Annotated in this window: 2 protein-coding genes; both read left to right on the forward strand. The window is 75.6% G+C overall.

Going from position 1 to position 16,080, the window contains the following annotated elements; all coding sequences use genetic code 11:
• The first annotated feature begins 60 nt into the window (after positions 1-60).
• Positions 61-11,001, forward strand: coding sequence for a type I polyketide synthase (locus O7628_RS23170; protein WP_278133603.1), 10,941 nt, complete (start codon positions 61-63; stop codon positions 10,999-11,001).
• 36 nt (positions 11,002-11,037) lie between these two features.
• On the forward strand, positions 11,038-16,035 hold the full coding sequence (locus tag O7628_RS23175; RefSeq protein WP_278133604.1) for a type I polyketide synthase: 4,998 nt from the start codon (positions 11,038-11,040) through the stop codon (positions 16,033-16,035).
• The last annotated feature ends 45 nt before the right edge of the window (positions 16,036-16,080 follow it).

Raw genomic sequence — 16,080 nt, forward strand, 5'->3', positions numbered from 1 at the left:
GCCAACACGGGTCGATGGGCCAACACGGGTCGACGGGTCAACACAAGGAGTGGGCGGTCCATGGCTGACGAGGCGAAGCTTCTCGACTACCTCAAGCGGGTCACCGCCGACCTGCACCAGGTGCGCCAGCGCCTGCGCGAGGTGGAGGCCGGCGAGCAGGAACCGATCGCCATCGTCTCCATGAGCTGCCGCTTCCCCGGCGGGGTGCGCTCGCCCGAGGACCTGTGGGACGTCGTCGCGTCCGGCCGGGACGTGGTCGGCGACTTCCCGGCCGACCGGGGCTGGGACCTGGGGGCGCTCTACGACGCCGACGGCGAGCAGTCCGGCACCTCGTACACCCGGCAGGGCGGCTTCGTCCACGACCTCGCGGACTTCGACCCGGGTTTCTTCGCGATCTCCCCCCGCGAGGCCCTGGCGATGGACCCGCAGCAGCGGTGGCTGCTGGAGACCTCGTGGGAGGTCTTCGAGCGGGCCGGCATCGACCCGCACTCGCTGCGCGGCAGCCGCACCGGCGTCTTCGCCGGCTCCACCGGCCAGGACTACGGCGGCGTGCTGATGGGTGCGGCGCAGGGCCTGGAGGGGCACCTGATGACCGGCAATGCCGGCAGTGTCGTCTCGGGCCGGATCTCCTACACCTTCGGCCTGGAGGGGCCGGCGGTCACGATCGACACCGCCTGCTCGTCGTCGCTGGTCGCCCTGCACCTCGCCGGGCAGGCGCTGCGGCAGCGGGAGTGCACCCTCGCCGTCGTCGCCGGGGTCACCGCCATGTGCACCCCGGCCGCGTTCGTCGAGTTCTCCCGGCAGCGCGGGCTGGCCGCCGACGGCCGGTGCAAGGCGTTCGCCGCCGCCGCCGACGGGACGGGGTGGTCCGAGGGCGTCGGTGTGCTGCTGCTGGAACGGCTCTCCGACGCGCAGCGCAACGGCCACCCGATCCTCGCCGTGGTGCGGGGCTCCGCCGTCAACCAGGACGGCGCGTCCAACGGACTGAGCGCCCCCAACGGGCCGTCGCAGCAGCGGGTCATCCAGCAGGCGCTGGCCAACGCCGGCCTCGCCGCCGGCGGCGTCGACGTGGTGGAGGCGCACGGCACCGGCACCCGCCTCGGCGACCCGATCGAGGCGCAGGCGCTGCTCGCCACGTACGGGCAGGACCGGGGCGACGCCGCGCCGCTGCTGCTCGGCTCGATCAAGAGCAACATCGGGCACGCGCAGGCCGCCGCCGGCGTCGCCGGTGTGATCAAGATGGTGCTCGCCATGCAGCACGGCGTGGTGCCGCCCACCCTGCACGTCGACGCCCCCACCCCCCAGGTCGACTGGGACGCCGGCGCCGTCGCGCTGGTCACCGAGCCGACCCCGTGGCCGTCCGTCGCGCGTCCCCGCCGGTCGGCGGTGTCGTCGTTCGGGGTGTCCGGCACCAACGCCCACGTCATCGTCGAGCAGGCCCCGGCCGTCGAGCCGGCCCCGGCCGACGCCGCGCCGCCGGCCGACCGGCCGGTCGTGCCGGTGCTGGTGTCGGCCCGCGACGCCGCCGCGCTCGCCGCCCAGGCCGGCCGCTGGGCCGACCGGCTGGCCGCCGACGCCGACCTGCGCCCCCTCGACGTCGCCTTCTCGTCGGCCGCCACCCGCTCCACCCTGGAGCACCGGGCGGTCGTCACCGCCGCCGGCCGCGACGACCTCGCCGCCGGGCTGCGGGCCCTCGCCGCCGGGGACCCGTCCGGCGCGGTGGTCGGCCAGGCCGCCGACCGGGGTCCGCTCGCGGCGCTGTTCTCCGGTCAGGGCGCGCAGCGCGCCGGGATGGGCCGCGAGTGGTACGCCGCGTTCCCGGTGTTCGCCGCCGCGCTGGACGAGGTGTGCGGTCACCTGGACCCGTTGCTGCCGCAGCCGCTCAAGCGCGTGCTGTTCGCCGATGCGGGTTCCGCCGACGCCGGTCTGTTGGATCAGACCGTGTTCACGCAGGCGGGGTTGTTCGCGGTCGAGGTGGCCCTGTTCCGGCTGGTGGAGTCGTTCGGGGTGGTGCCGGACTTCGTGGGCGGCCATTCGGTCGGTGAGATCACGGCCGCGCACGTGGCGGGGGTGCTGTCCCTCGCGGACGCGTGCGCGCTTGTCGCCGCGCGGGGTCGCCTGATGCAGGCGTTGCCGGCCGGGGGCGGGATGCTCGCGGTCAACGCGGCCGAGGCCGACGTGGCGGAGTCCATCGCCGGTCGGGTCGACGTCGGGATCGCCGCGGTCAACGGGCCCACGTCCGTGGTCGTCTCCGGTGCCGTCGGGTCCCTCGACGAGGTCGAGCGGGCCTGGCGGGACCGGGGCGTGCGGACGCGCCGGCTCACCGTCAGCCACGCGTTCCACAGCCCGCTGATGGAGCCGATGCTCGCCGAGTTCCGCGCGATCCTGGAGACGCTCACCTTCGCCGCGCCCGCGCTGCCCGTCGTGTCCAACGTGACCGGGGCGCTCGCCGACGGCGACGACCTGCGCACCGCCGACTACTGGGTGCGGCACGTGCGGGAGGCCGTCCGGTTCGCCGACGGGGTCGCCGCGCTGCGCGCCGCCGGGGCGGGCACCTACCTGGAGATCGGGCCGTCGAGCGTCCTCACCGCGCTGACCGCCGAGATCCTCCCCGACGCCGGGGGCGTGCTCGCCGTCGCCGCCGGACGCAAGGACCGGCCCGAGACGGACGCCCTGCTCGCCGCCCTCGCCGAACTGCACGTGCACGGGTCCACGGTGGACTGGCGGCCGTGGTTCGCCGGCACCGGCGCCACCCGGGTCGACCTGCCCACGTACGCGTTCCAGCACCAGCGGTACTGGCCCGAGGCCGGCGTCGGATGGACCGGCGACGTCACCGCCGTCGGCCTGCGCCCCGCCCAGCACCCCCTGCTCGGCGCGGCCGTCGGCGTCGCCCACGCCGAGGGCTTCCTGTTCACCGGGCGGCTCGCCCGGCGTACCCACCCGTGGATCAGCGACCACGTCGTCTTCGACACCGTGCTGCTGCCCGGCACCGGCTTCGTCGAGCTGGCGTTGCAGGCCGGCGCGCACGTCGGCGCGGACCACGTCCGCGAGCTGACCCTGGAAGCGCCGCTGATCCTGCCCGAGACCGGCGGCGTCGACATCCAGCTCTGGATCGGCCCCGCCGACGACACCGGCTGCCGGTCCGTTTCCCTGCACTCCGCCGTCGACGGCGAACCGGCCGAGGGCGGCGAGCGCGGCTGGACCCGCAACGCCAGCGGCGTGCTCGCCGGAGGCCCGGCCACCCCCGCCGGCCCGCCCGGCTGGTCCGACCTCACCGCCTGGCCGCCCCCCGGCGCCACCGAGGTCCCCACCGACGACCTGTACGTCAACCTCGCCGCCCAGGGCTACGACTACGGCCCGTCCTTCATCGCGCTGCGGTCCGCCTGGCGGCGCGGCGACGACCTCTTCGCCGAGCTGGCACTGCCGGAGACCCCGGCCGCCGAGGCCGGCGGGTACGGGCTGCACCCGGCGCTGCTCGACGCCGCCCTGCACACCCTCGGCCTCACCACGCCGGCCGGCGAACCGTCCGGCGCGGACGTGCCGCCCGGCTACGGCCGGCTGCCGTTCTCCTGGAACGACGTCGCCCTGCACGCGGCCGGCGCGGCGGCGGCCCGGGTCCGCGTCTCGCACACCGGCACCGACAGTGTCTCCCTGCTCCTCGCCGACGTCGACGGCGCGCCGATCATCTCCGTCGGCTCCCTCGTGCTGCGGCCCGTCTCCGCCGACCAGCTCCGCGTCGCCTCCGGCGGCGGCACCGAGTCGCTGTACCGCATCGAGTGGGCCCCGCTCGCCCTGCCCGCCGGCCCGTCGGGCGCGGACTGGGCGGTCGTCGGCGACGCCGCCGGCCTCGCCGACGCGCTCGCCGCCACCGGGACGGCCGTCGCCGCGTACCCTGACCTGGCGGCCCTGACCGCCGCGCTGGACGCCGGCACGGACGCGCCCGGCGTGCTGGTCGTGCCGTTCCTCGACCCGCCGGCCACCGGCGACGTGCCGAGCGCCGTCGCCGGGGTCACCCACCGGGCGCTCGACGTGTTGCAGCGGTTCCTCGCCGACGAGCGGTACGCCACCTCCCGGCTCGTCGTGCTCACCCGGGGCGCCGTCGCCACGGCCGCCGACGCCGACCTCACCGACCTGGCCGGCGCGGCCGTCATCGGCCTCGTCCGCTCCGCGCAGTCGGAGAACCCCGACCGGTTCCTGCTGGTCGACGTCGACGACGCGGCCGGCTCCGCCGCCGCCCTCGTCGCCTCCGTCGACACCGACGAGCCGCAGGTCGTCATCCGGGCCGGCGTCGCCGCCGGGGCCCGGCTCACCCGCGTGCCGGCCCCCGCCGAGCCGCCCGCCACCCCGTTCGACGGCGACGGGACAGTGCTCGTCACCGGCGCCACCGGCACCCTCGGGCAGCTCATGGCCCGCCACCTCGTCACCGTCCACGGCGTCCGGCACCTGATCCTCACCAGCCGGCGCGGCCCGGCCGCCGCCGGCATCCCCGAGCTCTGCGCCGAACTCGCCGAACTCGGCGCGACCGTCACCGCCGCCGCCTGCGACGTCGCCGACCGCGACGCCGTCGCCGAGCTGCTCGCCGCCATCCCCGCCGCCCACCCGCTCACCGCCGTCGTCCACGCCGCCGGGGTACGCGACGACGGCGTCGTCTCCTCGCTCACCCCCGAACGGATGGACGGCGTGCTGCGGCCCAAGGTCGACGCCGCCTGGCACCTGCACGAGCTGACCGCCGGCCTCGACCTGAAGGCGTTCGTCTCGTACTCGTCGCTCGCCGCCACCGCCGGCGGCCCCGGCCAGGGCAACTACGCCGCCGCCAACGCGTTCCTCGACGGCCTCGCCCAGCACCGCAGGGCGCGCGGCCTCGCCGCCCTCACCCTCGCCTGGGGCCTGTGGGCCGACCGCAGCGGCATGACCACCGAGCTGGACGACGTCCACCTCAACCGGATCTCCCGCTCCGGCGTCGCCGCCATGGAGGCCGAGGAGGGCCTGGCCCTCTTCGACGCCGCCTGCCGCCGCACCGACGCCGCCCTCGTGCCCGCCCGCCTCGACCTCGCCGCGATGAAGGCGCAGTTCGCCGGCGGCAGCATCCCGCCGCTGTACCGGGCCCTGATCCGCACCCCCGCCCGCGCCGCCGCCGCGACCACCGGCGCGTCCCTCGTCCAGCAGCTCGCCGCGCTCGGCGACGCCGACCGGGTCGCCGCCCTCGTCGAGATCGTCCGGGGGCAGGCCGCCGCCGTGCTCGGCTACCCCGACCCGGCCGCCATCGAGCCGCGCCGGGCGTTCAGCGAGTTCGGCTTCGACTCGCTCACCGCCGTCGAGATGCGCAACCGCCTCAACAACGCGTTCGGGATGCGGCTGCCCGCCACCCTCGTCTTCGACTACCCCACCCCGGCCGACCTCGCCGCCCACCTCGGCACGGAGATCGCCGGCACGCCGGTGCCCGTCCGGCCCGCCACCACCAGCGTGGCGGTCGGCGACGACGAGCCCCTCGCCATCGTCGGCATGGCGTGCCGGCTCCCCGGCGGCGTGTGGTCCCCCGACGACCTGTGGCGGCTCGTCGCCGACGGCGTCGACGCGGTCACCGACCTGCCCACCGACCGGGGCTGGGACCTCGACAGCCTCTACAACCCCGACCCCGACGCCGCCGGCACCTTCTACGCCCGCGGCGGCGGCTTCCTGCGCGGCGTCGACCGGTTCGACCCCGGCTTCTTCGGCATCAGCCCCCGCGAGGCCCTCGCCATGGACCCGCAGCAGCGGCTGCTGCTGGAGACCACCTGGGAGACCTTCGAAAGCGCCGGCATCGACCCGGCCACGCTGCGGGGCAGCAGCACCGGCGTGTTCGTCGGCACCAGCGGCCAGGACTACGGCAGCCTGCTCGCGTACTCGCCGGAGGCCGCCGAGGGTTACATGCTGACCGGGATGACCAGCAGCGTCATCTCCGGCCGGGTGGCGTACACGTTCGGCCTCGAAGGGCCGGCGGTCTCCCTCGACACGGCCTGCTCCTCGTCGCTGGTCGCCCTGCACTGGGCCGGTCAGGCGCTGCGTTCCGGCGAGTGCGACCTGGCCCTGGCCGGCGGCGTGATGGTGATGGCCACCCCGACCGCGTTCGTCGAGTTCTCCCGCCAGCGCGGCCTCGCCGCCGACGGCCGGTGCAAGTCGTTCGCGGCGTCGGCCGACGGGACGGGCTGGTCCGAGGGCGTCGGCATGCTCCTCGTGCAGCGGCTCTCCGACGCCCGCCGGCAGGGCCGGCACGTCCTCGCCGTGGTACGCGGCACCGCGATCAACTCCGACGGCGCGTCGAACGGTCTCACCGCGCCGAACGGTCCGTCGCAGCAGCGGGTGATCCGGCAGGCCCTGGCGAATGCGCGGTTGTCGACGTCGGATGTGGACGTGGTGGAGGCGCACGGGACGGGTACGACGTTGGGTGATCCGATCGAGGCGCAGGCGTTGTTGGCGACGTACGGGCAGGATCGTCCCGGTGACCGGCCGTTGCTGTTGGGGTCGGTCAAGTCGAACATCGGTCATGCGCAGGCGGCGGCGGGTGTGGCGGGTGTGATCAAGGTGGTGCAGGCGATGCGGCACGGTGTGGTGCCGGCGTCGTTGCATGTGGACGAGCCGTCGCCGCACATCGACTGGTCTGCGGGCGCGGTGGACCTGGTCACGGAGGCGCGGCCGTGGCCGGTGGTGGACCGGCCCCGCCGGGCGGCGGTGTCGTCGTTCGGCATCTCCGGCACCAACGCCCACGTCATCATCGAGCAGGGCGACGAGCCCGCCGACGTGCGGGCCGGGGTCCGTTCGCCGGGCTTGGTCGATGCTGACGTGGCGGTGTGGTCGGTGTCGGCGCGGTCGAAGGCGGCCCTGGCCGGTCAGGCGGCCCGGTTGGCCGCGTACGTGCGGGAGCAGGGCGTGCTGGACACCGCTGCGGTCGGTTGGTCGCTGGCGACGACCCGCTCGACGTTCGACCAGCGGGCCGCTGTGGTCGGCTCGGGGGTGGCGGAGTTGCTCGCCGGGTTGGAGGCGCTCGCCGCAGGCGCTCCGGCGGGCAATGTGGTGTCCGGTGTGGCGTCGGGTCACGGTGCTGGTCCGGTGTTCGTGTTCCCGGGTCAGGGTGCGCAGTCGGCGCGCATGGCCGCCGGTCTGGTCGGCCGCACGCCCGTCTTCGACGCGAAGTTGGCGGAGTGTCAGCGGGCTTTGGCTCCGTTCCTGGACGTCGACCTGGTCTCGGTGTTGACCGGCGGGGACGGGTCGTGGTTGGAGCGGGTGGAGGTGGTGCAGCCGGTCCTGTGGGCCGTCGGTGTTGCCTTGGCGGCGGTGTGGGAGCACGTGGGTGTGGTGCCGCAGGCGGTGGTGGGTCATTCGCAGGGTGAGATCGGTGCGGCGTGTGTGGCGGGGATCCTGTCCCTGGCCGATGCGGCGAAGACGGTCGCCCTGCGGTCGCGGGCCCTGGCCGTGTTGCGGGGGACCGGTGCGATGGCGTCGGTGGATCTGTCGGCCGTCGCGGTGGCCGAGCGTCTCCCCGCGTTCCCGGGTGTGGGTGTGGCGGCGGTGAACGGTCCGGCGACGGTGGTGGTGTCGGGTCCGCCGCAGCCGGTCGCGGACCTGGTGCAGGCGTGCCAGGACGAGGGGGTCCGGGCGCGGTTGATTCCGGTGGACTACGCGTCGCATTCCCCGTCGGTGCAGGAGGTGGCGGAGCGCCTCCGCGCGGATCTGGCCGACGTGAGCCCGCAGTCGGGTCGGGTTCGGCTGGTGTCGACGTTGACGGGGGACTGGGTCGACCCGGCGTCGATGACCGCCGACTACTGGTATGACAACCTGCGGCAGACCGTGCAGTTCGACGCGGCGGTCCGGGTCGCTATCGCGGCCGGGCACTCCACGTTCGTGGAGATCAGCCCGCACCCGGTGCTCACCATGCCGGTCACCGCGATCCTCGACGACGCCGGGGTCACCGGGCACACGATCGGTAGCCTGCGGCGGGGTGACGACGACCCGACGCGGCTGCTGTCCAACCTGGCCACCGCGCACGCGATCGGCCTGCCCGTCGACCTGACGAAGGTCCTCGCCCCCGCCGGCACCGTGCCGCTGCCCACCTACGCGTTCGAGCACCAGCGGTTCTGGGTGGAGCCGCCCGTGCACCGGGCGCAGGACGTCGCCTCCGCCGGCCTCCAGGACGCCGGACATCCGCTGCTCAGCGCCACTCTCACCTTCCCCGACAGCGAGCGGATGGTGTTCACCGGCCGGCTGTCGGTGCGTACCCACCCGTGGCTCGGGGAGCACCGGGTGATGGACAACATCCTGCTGCCCGGCACCGCGTTCGTGGAGCTGGCGACGTACGCGGGGGAGCAGGCCGGCTGCCCGAGGGTGGACGAGCTGACGCTGCTCGCCCCGCTCGTCCTACCCGAGCTGGGCTCCCTCCAGGTGCAGCTCACCGTGGCCGAACGCGACGACGACGGCCGGCGGACCGTGCAGTTGCACTCCCGCCCCTACCGGGACGGCTCCGACGAGGTCCTCGCCGACGTGGCCTGGACCTGCCACGCCACCGGCCTGCTCGCCCCGGCCCCCACCGACCCGCCCGCCTTCGACCTCGGGGTGTGGCCGCCCCCCGGCGCGACTCCCGTCGAGAACGACGACTTCTACTCCGGCATCGAGGCGACCGTCTTCGGGTACGGGCCGGCGTTCCGCGGCCTGCGTGCCGCGTGGACCCGGGGCGACGAGGTCTTCGCCGAGGTGGAGCTGCCCGCCGACCACCACGCCGAGGCGGGCCGGTTCGGCGTGCACCCGGCGCTGCTCGACGGCGCGTTGCAGGCGATGTCGATCGGCGGGTTCCTCGGCCGGATGGGCGACGGCGGCGACGCCACCGTGCCCCGGCTGCCGTTCGCCTGGACCGGGGTGTCCCTGCTCGCCGCAGGGGCCACCGCCCTGCGGGTGCGGGTCAGCGCGGCCGGCGAGGTCGGCGTCGCGTTCCAGGTGGCCGACGCCACCGGCGCGCCGGTGCTGCACGCCGAGTCCCTGATCATGCGCCGGGTCTCCGGTGACTCCCTCGGCGCGGCCCGCTCCGGCCGGCACGAGTCGCTGTTCCAGGTGGACTGGCCGGCGCTGCCCGTGCCGACCGGCCCGGTGCCGGCGGCGACCCGCTGGGCGGTGCTCGGCGGCGACGACCTGACCCTGAGCGCCGCCTGCGAGTCGGCCGGCGCGCGGGTGCGCAGCGACGTGGACCTGGACTCGCTCGGCGACCTGCTCGCCGGGGGCGAGCCCGCGCCCGAGGCGGTGATCGTCGGGGTCGGCGGCGGCGGGGACGACGAGGGGCCGGGCCTCGCCGCGCAGGCGCGGGCCACGACGCACCGTACCCTCGCGGCGGTGCGGACCTGGCTGGCCGACGACCGGTTCGCCGGGTCCCGGCTGGTGCTGGTCACCCGCGACGCGGTCGCGGCGGGCGCGCAGCCGGCGGTCAACCTGACCCAGGCCCCGGTGTGGGGCCTGCTGCGCACCGCGCAGCTCGAACACCCCGGTCGGCTGCAACTGGTCGACCTGGACGCCGATCCGGCCAGCGCCGCCGCGCTGGCCCCCGCGATCGGCTCCGGGGAGCCGCAGCTCGCGGTGCGGGCTGGTCAGGTGCGCACGCCGCGCCTCGGCCGGGTCCCGGCGGGGGTGGAGCCGCTGCCCGGCGGCGTCGACCCCGACGGCACCGTGCTGATCACCGGCGGCACCGGCGTGCTGGGCCGGATCCTGGCCCGGCACCTCGCCACCACCCACGGCGTGCGGCACCTGCTGCTGGCCGGGCGGCGCGGCGCGGCGGCCGACGGCATCGGCGACCTCGTCGCCGAGCTGGCCGAGGCCGGCACGCGGGTGACCGTCGCCGCCTGCGACGCGGCCGACCCGGACGCGCTCGCGGCGCTGCTGGCCGGGGTGCCCGCCGCGCACCCGCTCACCGCCGTCGTGCACGCCGCCGGTGTCCTCGACGACGGCGTGCTGGAGTCGATGACCCCCGACCGCGTCGACGCGGTGGCCGTGCCGAAGATCGACGCGGCGTGGCACCTGCACCGGCTCACCGCCGGCCTGCACCTCGCCGCGTTCGTGCTGTTCTCCTCGGCGGCGGCCACGCTGGGCAGCGCCGGCCAGGCCAACTACGCGGCGGCCAACGCGTTCCTCGACGCGCTCGCCGCACACCGGCGGGCCCGGGGGCTGCCCGGCATCTCCCTCGCCTGGGGCCTGTGGGAGCAGGCCAGTGGCATGACCGGCCACCTCGGCGACGCCGACGTGCGGCGCATCGCCGAGCAGGGCGCGGCGGGCCTGGCCACCGGGCAGGCCCTCGACCTCTTCGACGCGGCGTGGCGGCTCGACGCGGCGGCCGTCGTGCCGATGCGCCTGGACGTGCCGGCGCTGCGCGCCCAGGCCGAGGCGGGCGCCCTCGCGCCGCTGCTGCGGGCCCTGGTCCGGGCCCCGATGCGGCGCTCGGTCGACGCCGGTGCCCGCGCCGGCGGGGTGCCGCTCGCCCAGCGGCTCGCCGGCCTGGCCGGCCCCGAACGGCTCAAGGTCGTGCTCGACGTGGTCCGGGCCAACATCGCCGCCGTCCTCGGCCACGCCAGCGCCGACGCCGTCGACCCGGGCCGCCTCTTCACCGACCTGGGCTTCGACTCGCTCACCGCCGTCGACCTGCGCAACCGGCTCAACGCCCTGTCCGGGCTGCGGCTGCCGGCGACGCTGGTCTTCGACTATCCGACGCCGACCGCCCTCGCCGAGCGGCTGGCCGGCGACATCGCCGCCGACGCGGCCCCGTCCACCCAGCCCATCTTCTCCGGCATCGACACCGTGGAGAGCCTGCTCACCACCATCCCGCTCGACCCGGCGGCCCGGGACCGGTTCACCGCCCGCGTGCGGGACCTGCTCGCCAAGGCGACCGACCTCGCCGCCGGCCCCGCCGCGGAGCAGGACCGGCCCGATCTCGACGCGGCCAGCGACGACGAGATCTTCGACTTCATCAGCAAAGAGTTTGGAATCTCCTGAGATGACCGACTTCCGGATCGAGGCAGGTGCGACCCGATGAGCGACGACAAGCTGCGGTACTTCCTCAAGCGGGTGACCGCCGACCTGCACGACACGAAGCGCAAGCTCCAGAGCGTCGAGGCCCGTGACAGCGAGCCCCTCGCCATCGTCTCGATGAGCTGCCGCTTCCCCGGCGGCGTCCGGTCGCCCGAGGACCTGTGGGAGATCGTCGCCGACGGCCGGGACGCCCTCACCGAGTTCCCGGCCGACCGGGGCTGGGACCTGGAGGCCCTCTACGACCCGGACCCGAACAAGCCGGGCAAGAGCTACACGCGCGTCGGCGGGTTCCTCGACGACGCCGGGGCGTTCGACCCGACCCTGTTCGGCATCTCGCCGCGCGAGGCCCTCGCCATGGACCCGCAGCAGCGGCTGCTGCTGGAGACGTCGTGGGAGGCCGTCGAGCGGGCCGGCATCGACCCGCTGTCGCTGCGGGGCAGCTCCACCGGCGTCTTCGTCGGCGTGAGCACCTCCAACTACGGCATGGGCCTGCCGAACGTCCCCGAGGGCGTCGACATGTACCTCGGCACCGGCAACACCACGAGCGTCGCGTCCGGCCGCATCTCGTTCACCCTCGGCCTCAACGGCCCGGCCGTCACCGTCGACACCGCCTGCTCCTCGTCGCTGGTCGCCCTGCACCTCGCCGTGAACGCGCTGCGGCGGGGCGAGTGCGACCTCGCCATCGCCGGTGGCGTCACCGTCATGGCCACCCCGGGCGTCTTCGTCGTCTTCTCCCGGCAGCGCGGCATGTCCGTCGACGGCCGGTGCAAGGCGTTCGCGGAGGGGGCGGACGGCACCGGCTGGGGCGAGGGCGGCGGCGTGCTCGTCGTCGAGCGGCTCGCCGACGCCGAGCGCAACGGCCACCCCGTCCTCGCCGTGATCCGGGGCAGCGCCCTCAACCAGGACGGCGCGTCCAACGGCCTCACCGCCCCCAACGGCCCCTCCCAGCAGCGGGTCATCCGGGCCGCCCTCGCCAACGCCCGGCTCGGCACCGCCGACGTCGACGTGGTGGAGGCGCACGGCACCGGCACCACCCTCGGCGACCCGATCGAGGCGCAGGCGCTCATCGCCACGTACGGGCAGGACCGCCCCGCCGACCGGCCGCTCTGGCTGGGCTCGGTGAAGTCCAACATCGGCCACACGCAGAGCGCCGCCGGGGTCGCCGGCCTGGTCAAGATGGTGATGGCGCTGCGCAACGGCGTCATGCCGGAGACGCTGCACATCGACGAGCCGTCGAAGCACGTCGACTGGTCCGCCGGGGCGGTGTCCCTGCTCACCGAGCGCAGGCCGTGGCCCGAGCTGGGCCGCCCCCGGCGCGGCGGCGTCTCCTCGTTCGGCGTCAGCGGCACCAACGCCCACGTGATCCTGGAGGAGTACCGGCCGCAGGCCGCCGCCCCGGACGACGCCGAGGCCGTCGACGCGGAGGCCACCGAGGCCGTCGAGGCGGAGACTGCCGCCGCCGCGCTCGTCGACTCGGACGTGACGGTGTGGCCCGTGTCCGCCCGGTCGAAGGCCGCGCTCGCCGGCCAGGCCGCCCGGCTCGCCGCCCACGTGCGGGAGCACGGCGAGCTCGCCCCGGCGGCGGTCGGCTGGTCCCTCGCGACGACCCGGTCCACGTTCGACCACCGCGCCGCCGTCGTCGGCGCGGACGCCGGTGAGCTGCTGGCCGGGCTCGACGCCCTGGCAGTCGGCCAGCCGGCCGGCAACCTGGTCACCGGCACGGTCGTCGGCTCCGGCCCCGGCCCCGTCTTCGTCTTCCCCGGTCAGGGCGCGCAGTCGGCGCGGATGGCGGCCGGTCTGGTCGGCCGTGCGCCGGTGTTCGACGCGAAGCTGGCCGAGTGCCAGCGGGCCCTCGCCCCGTTCCTGGATGTCGACCTGGTCTCCGTGCTGACCGGCGACGACGAGTCGTGGCTGGAGCGGGTCGAGGTCGTGCAGCCGGTCCTGTGGGCCGTCGGCGTCGCCCTCGCCGCCGTGTGGCGGGCGGCCGGCGTCGTCCCGGACGCGGTGGTCGGCCACTCGCAGGGTGAGATCGGTGCCGCCTGCGTCGCGGGGATCCTGTCCCTCGACGACGCGGCGAAGACCGTCGCCCTGCGGTCGCGGGCCCTGGCGGTGCTGCGGGGGACCGGCACCATGGCGTCAGTGGACCTGTCGGCCGACGCGGTCGCCGAGCGGCTCCACGCGTTCCCCGGTGTGGGTGTGGCCGCGGTGAACGGCCCGGCGACGGTGGTGGTGTCGGGTCCGCCGCAGCCCGTCGCGGACCTGGTGGACGCCTGCCAGGCCGACGGGATCCGGGCCCGGCTGATCCCGGTGGACTACGCGTCGCACTCCGCCGCCGTGCAGGAGGTGGCCGAGCGGCTGCGCGCCGACCTGGCCGACGTCACCCCGCAGCCCGGCCACACCCGCCTGGTCTCGACGCTCACCGGAGACTGGGTCGACCCGGCGTCGATGACCGCCGACTACTGGTACGACAACCTGCGGCAGACCGTGCAGTTCGACGCCGCCGTGCGGGTCGCCGTGGCCGCCGGGCACACCACGTTCGTGGAGATCAGCCCGCACCCGGTGCTCACCATGCCGGTCACGGCGATCCTCGACGACGCCGGCGTCACCGGCCACACGATCGGCAGCCTGCGGCGGGGCGACGACGACCCGACGCGGCTGCTGTCCAACCTGGCCACCGCGCACGCGATCGGCCTGCCCGTCGACCTCACCAAGGTCCTCGCCGCCGCCGGCACCGTGCCGCTGCCCACCTACGCGTTCGACCACCAGCGGTTCTGGCTCGACGGCAGCGGCGGCGTCGACCTGGAGACGCTGCTCCAGGGCGCGGCCAACCCCGACGACGCCGGCTTCTGGGCCGCCGTGGAACGCGGCGACCTCACCGCCCTCGCCGAGGCCGTCGCCACCGACGACATCCCCGCCTACGAGGCAGTCGACGCGCTCGGCCCCGCCCTGCCGCTGCTCACCTCCTGGCGGCGCAAGCGCCGCCGGCAGTCCGACATCGACAGCTGGCGCTACCAGGACACCTGGAAGCCGCTGACCGGCATCGCCAACCGGGGCATGAGCGGCACCTGGGTGGTGGTCCTGCCCACCGGCGACATCGTCGAGCCCTGGCAGGACGCCTGCGTCGAGGCCGTCACGGCGGCCGGCGCGACCGTCGTCGCCGTGCCCGTCTCCACCACCGACGCCGACCGCGACCTGCTCGGCAAGCTGCTGCGCGAGGCCCTCGTCGCCGCCGACGGCGGCACCGACGAGCCCGCAGACGTGACCGGCGTGGTGTCGCTGCTCGCCTTCGACGAGCTGGTCCACCCGCTGCACCCGTCCGTGCCCGGCGGCTTCGCCGCCACCGTCGCGCTGTTCCAGGCCCTCGGCGACGTCGGCCTGCGTGCCCCCATGTGGGCCGTCACCTCCGGCGCCGCCTCCGTCGGCCGCGCCGACCTGCTGCGCTCCCCGGTGCAGGCCCTCGTCTGGGGCTTCGGCCGGGTCGCCGCCCTGGAGCACCCCGAGCGGTGGGGCGGCCTCGTCGACCTGCCCGAGGCCGTCGACGAGCGCTGCGCCGGCCTGCTGGTCGCGGCCCTCACCGCCGCGGGAGACGAGGACCAGCTCGCGGTACGCCCCGGCGGTCTCCTCGCCCGTCGGCTCACCCGCGTGCCGCTGGGCGACAGCCAGCCCGCCAACCCGTGGGAGCCCTATGGCACGGCGCTCGTCACCGGCGGCACCGGCGCACTCGGCGGGCACGCCGCCCGCTGGCTGGCCCGCAGCGGCGTGCAGAACATCGTCGTCGCCAGCCGCCGGGGCATGAACGCGCCCGGCGCGCAGCAGCTCGTCGACGACCTCACCGCGCTGGGCGCGCAGGCCAGCGTGGTCGAGTGCGACGCCGCCGACCGCGACGCCCTCGCCGCGCTGATCGAGGCGATCCCCGCCGAACACCCCCTCACCACCGTCGTGCACGCCTCCGCCGTCCTCGACGACGCGATGATCAACGACATCCGGCTGGACCAGATCGAACGGGTGCTCCAGGCCAAGGTCGACGTCGCGTACCACCTGCACGAGCTGACCCTCGACCTGGACCTGTCCGCGTTCGTCATGTTCTCCTCCTTCGCCGGCAGCGTCGCCAGCTCCGGCGTCGGCAACTACGCGCCCAGCAACGCGTTCCTCGACGCCCTCGCCCAGCACCGGCGGGGCCTCGGCCTGCCCGCCACCTCCATCGCCTGGGGCGCGTGGGCCGGCGGCGGCATGGCCGACGGGCCGCTCGGCGAGCTGCTGCACCGCCACGGCGTACCCGAGATGGCCCCCGACGCGGCCATCGCCGCCCTGCACCAGGCCGTCGACCACGGCGAGGCGTTCCTCACCATCGCCGACATCGCCTGGGAGCGGTTCTCCGTCGCCTTCACCGCTACCCGGCCCGGCCCGCTGATCAGCGACCTGCCGGACGTGCGGCGGCTCCAGGCGACCGAGCGGATCGCCACCGTGGAGACCGGCGACGGCCCCGACACGCTCCAGGAACGGCTCGCCGGGCTGCCCGCCGCCGACCGGCTCGCCGTGCTGCTCGGCCTCGTCCGCAGCCAGGTCGCCGCCGTGCTCAACTACCCGTCCGCCGAGTCGGTCGACGAGCACCGGGCGTTCCGCGAGCTGGGCTTCGACTCCGTCACCGCCGTCGAGCTGCGCAACCGGCTCGGCTCCGCCACCGGCGTCGCCCTGCCCGTCACCCTCGTCTTCGACTACCCGACGCCGACGACGCTGGCGGAGTACCTCTTCGCCGAGGTCGCCCACGACGACGTGGTCACCCCGACGGTCCTCCTCGACGACCTCGACCGGATCGCCGACAGCCTCGACGTCGTGGCGCGCGACGAGGCGGCCCGGGTGCGGGCCACCGTACGCCTCCAGGCGATGCTCTCCCGTCTCGGCCAGGCCAGCGGCGGCGCCGACATCGGCCGGCACCTCGACGACGCCACCGACGACGAACTGTTCGCGATGGTGGACAAGGACCTCGGCATCTCCTGACCCGCCCCGGCTCACCCCCGTCCCCTTGCGAGGAAGCGGCATCCC

Origin of the sequence: Micromonospora sp. WMMD956 (assembly GCF_029626125.1) — a bacterium.
GTDB lineage: Bacteria > Actinomycetota > Actinomycetes > Mycobacteriales > Micromonosporaceae > Micromonospora > Micromonospora carbonacea.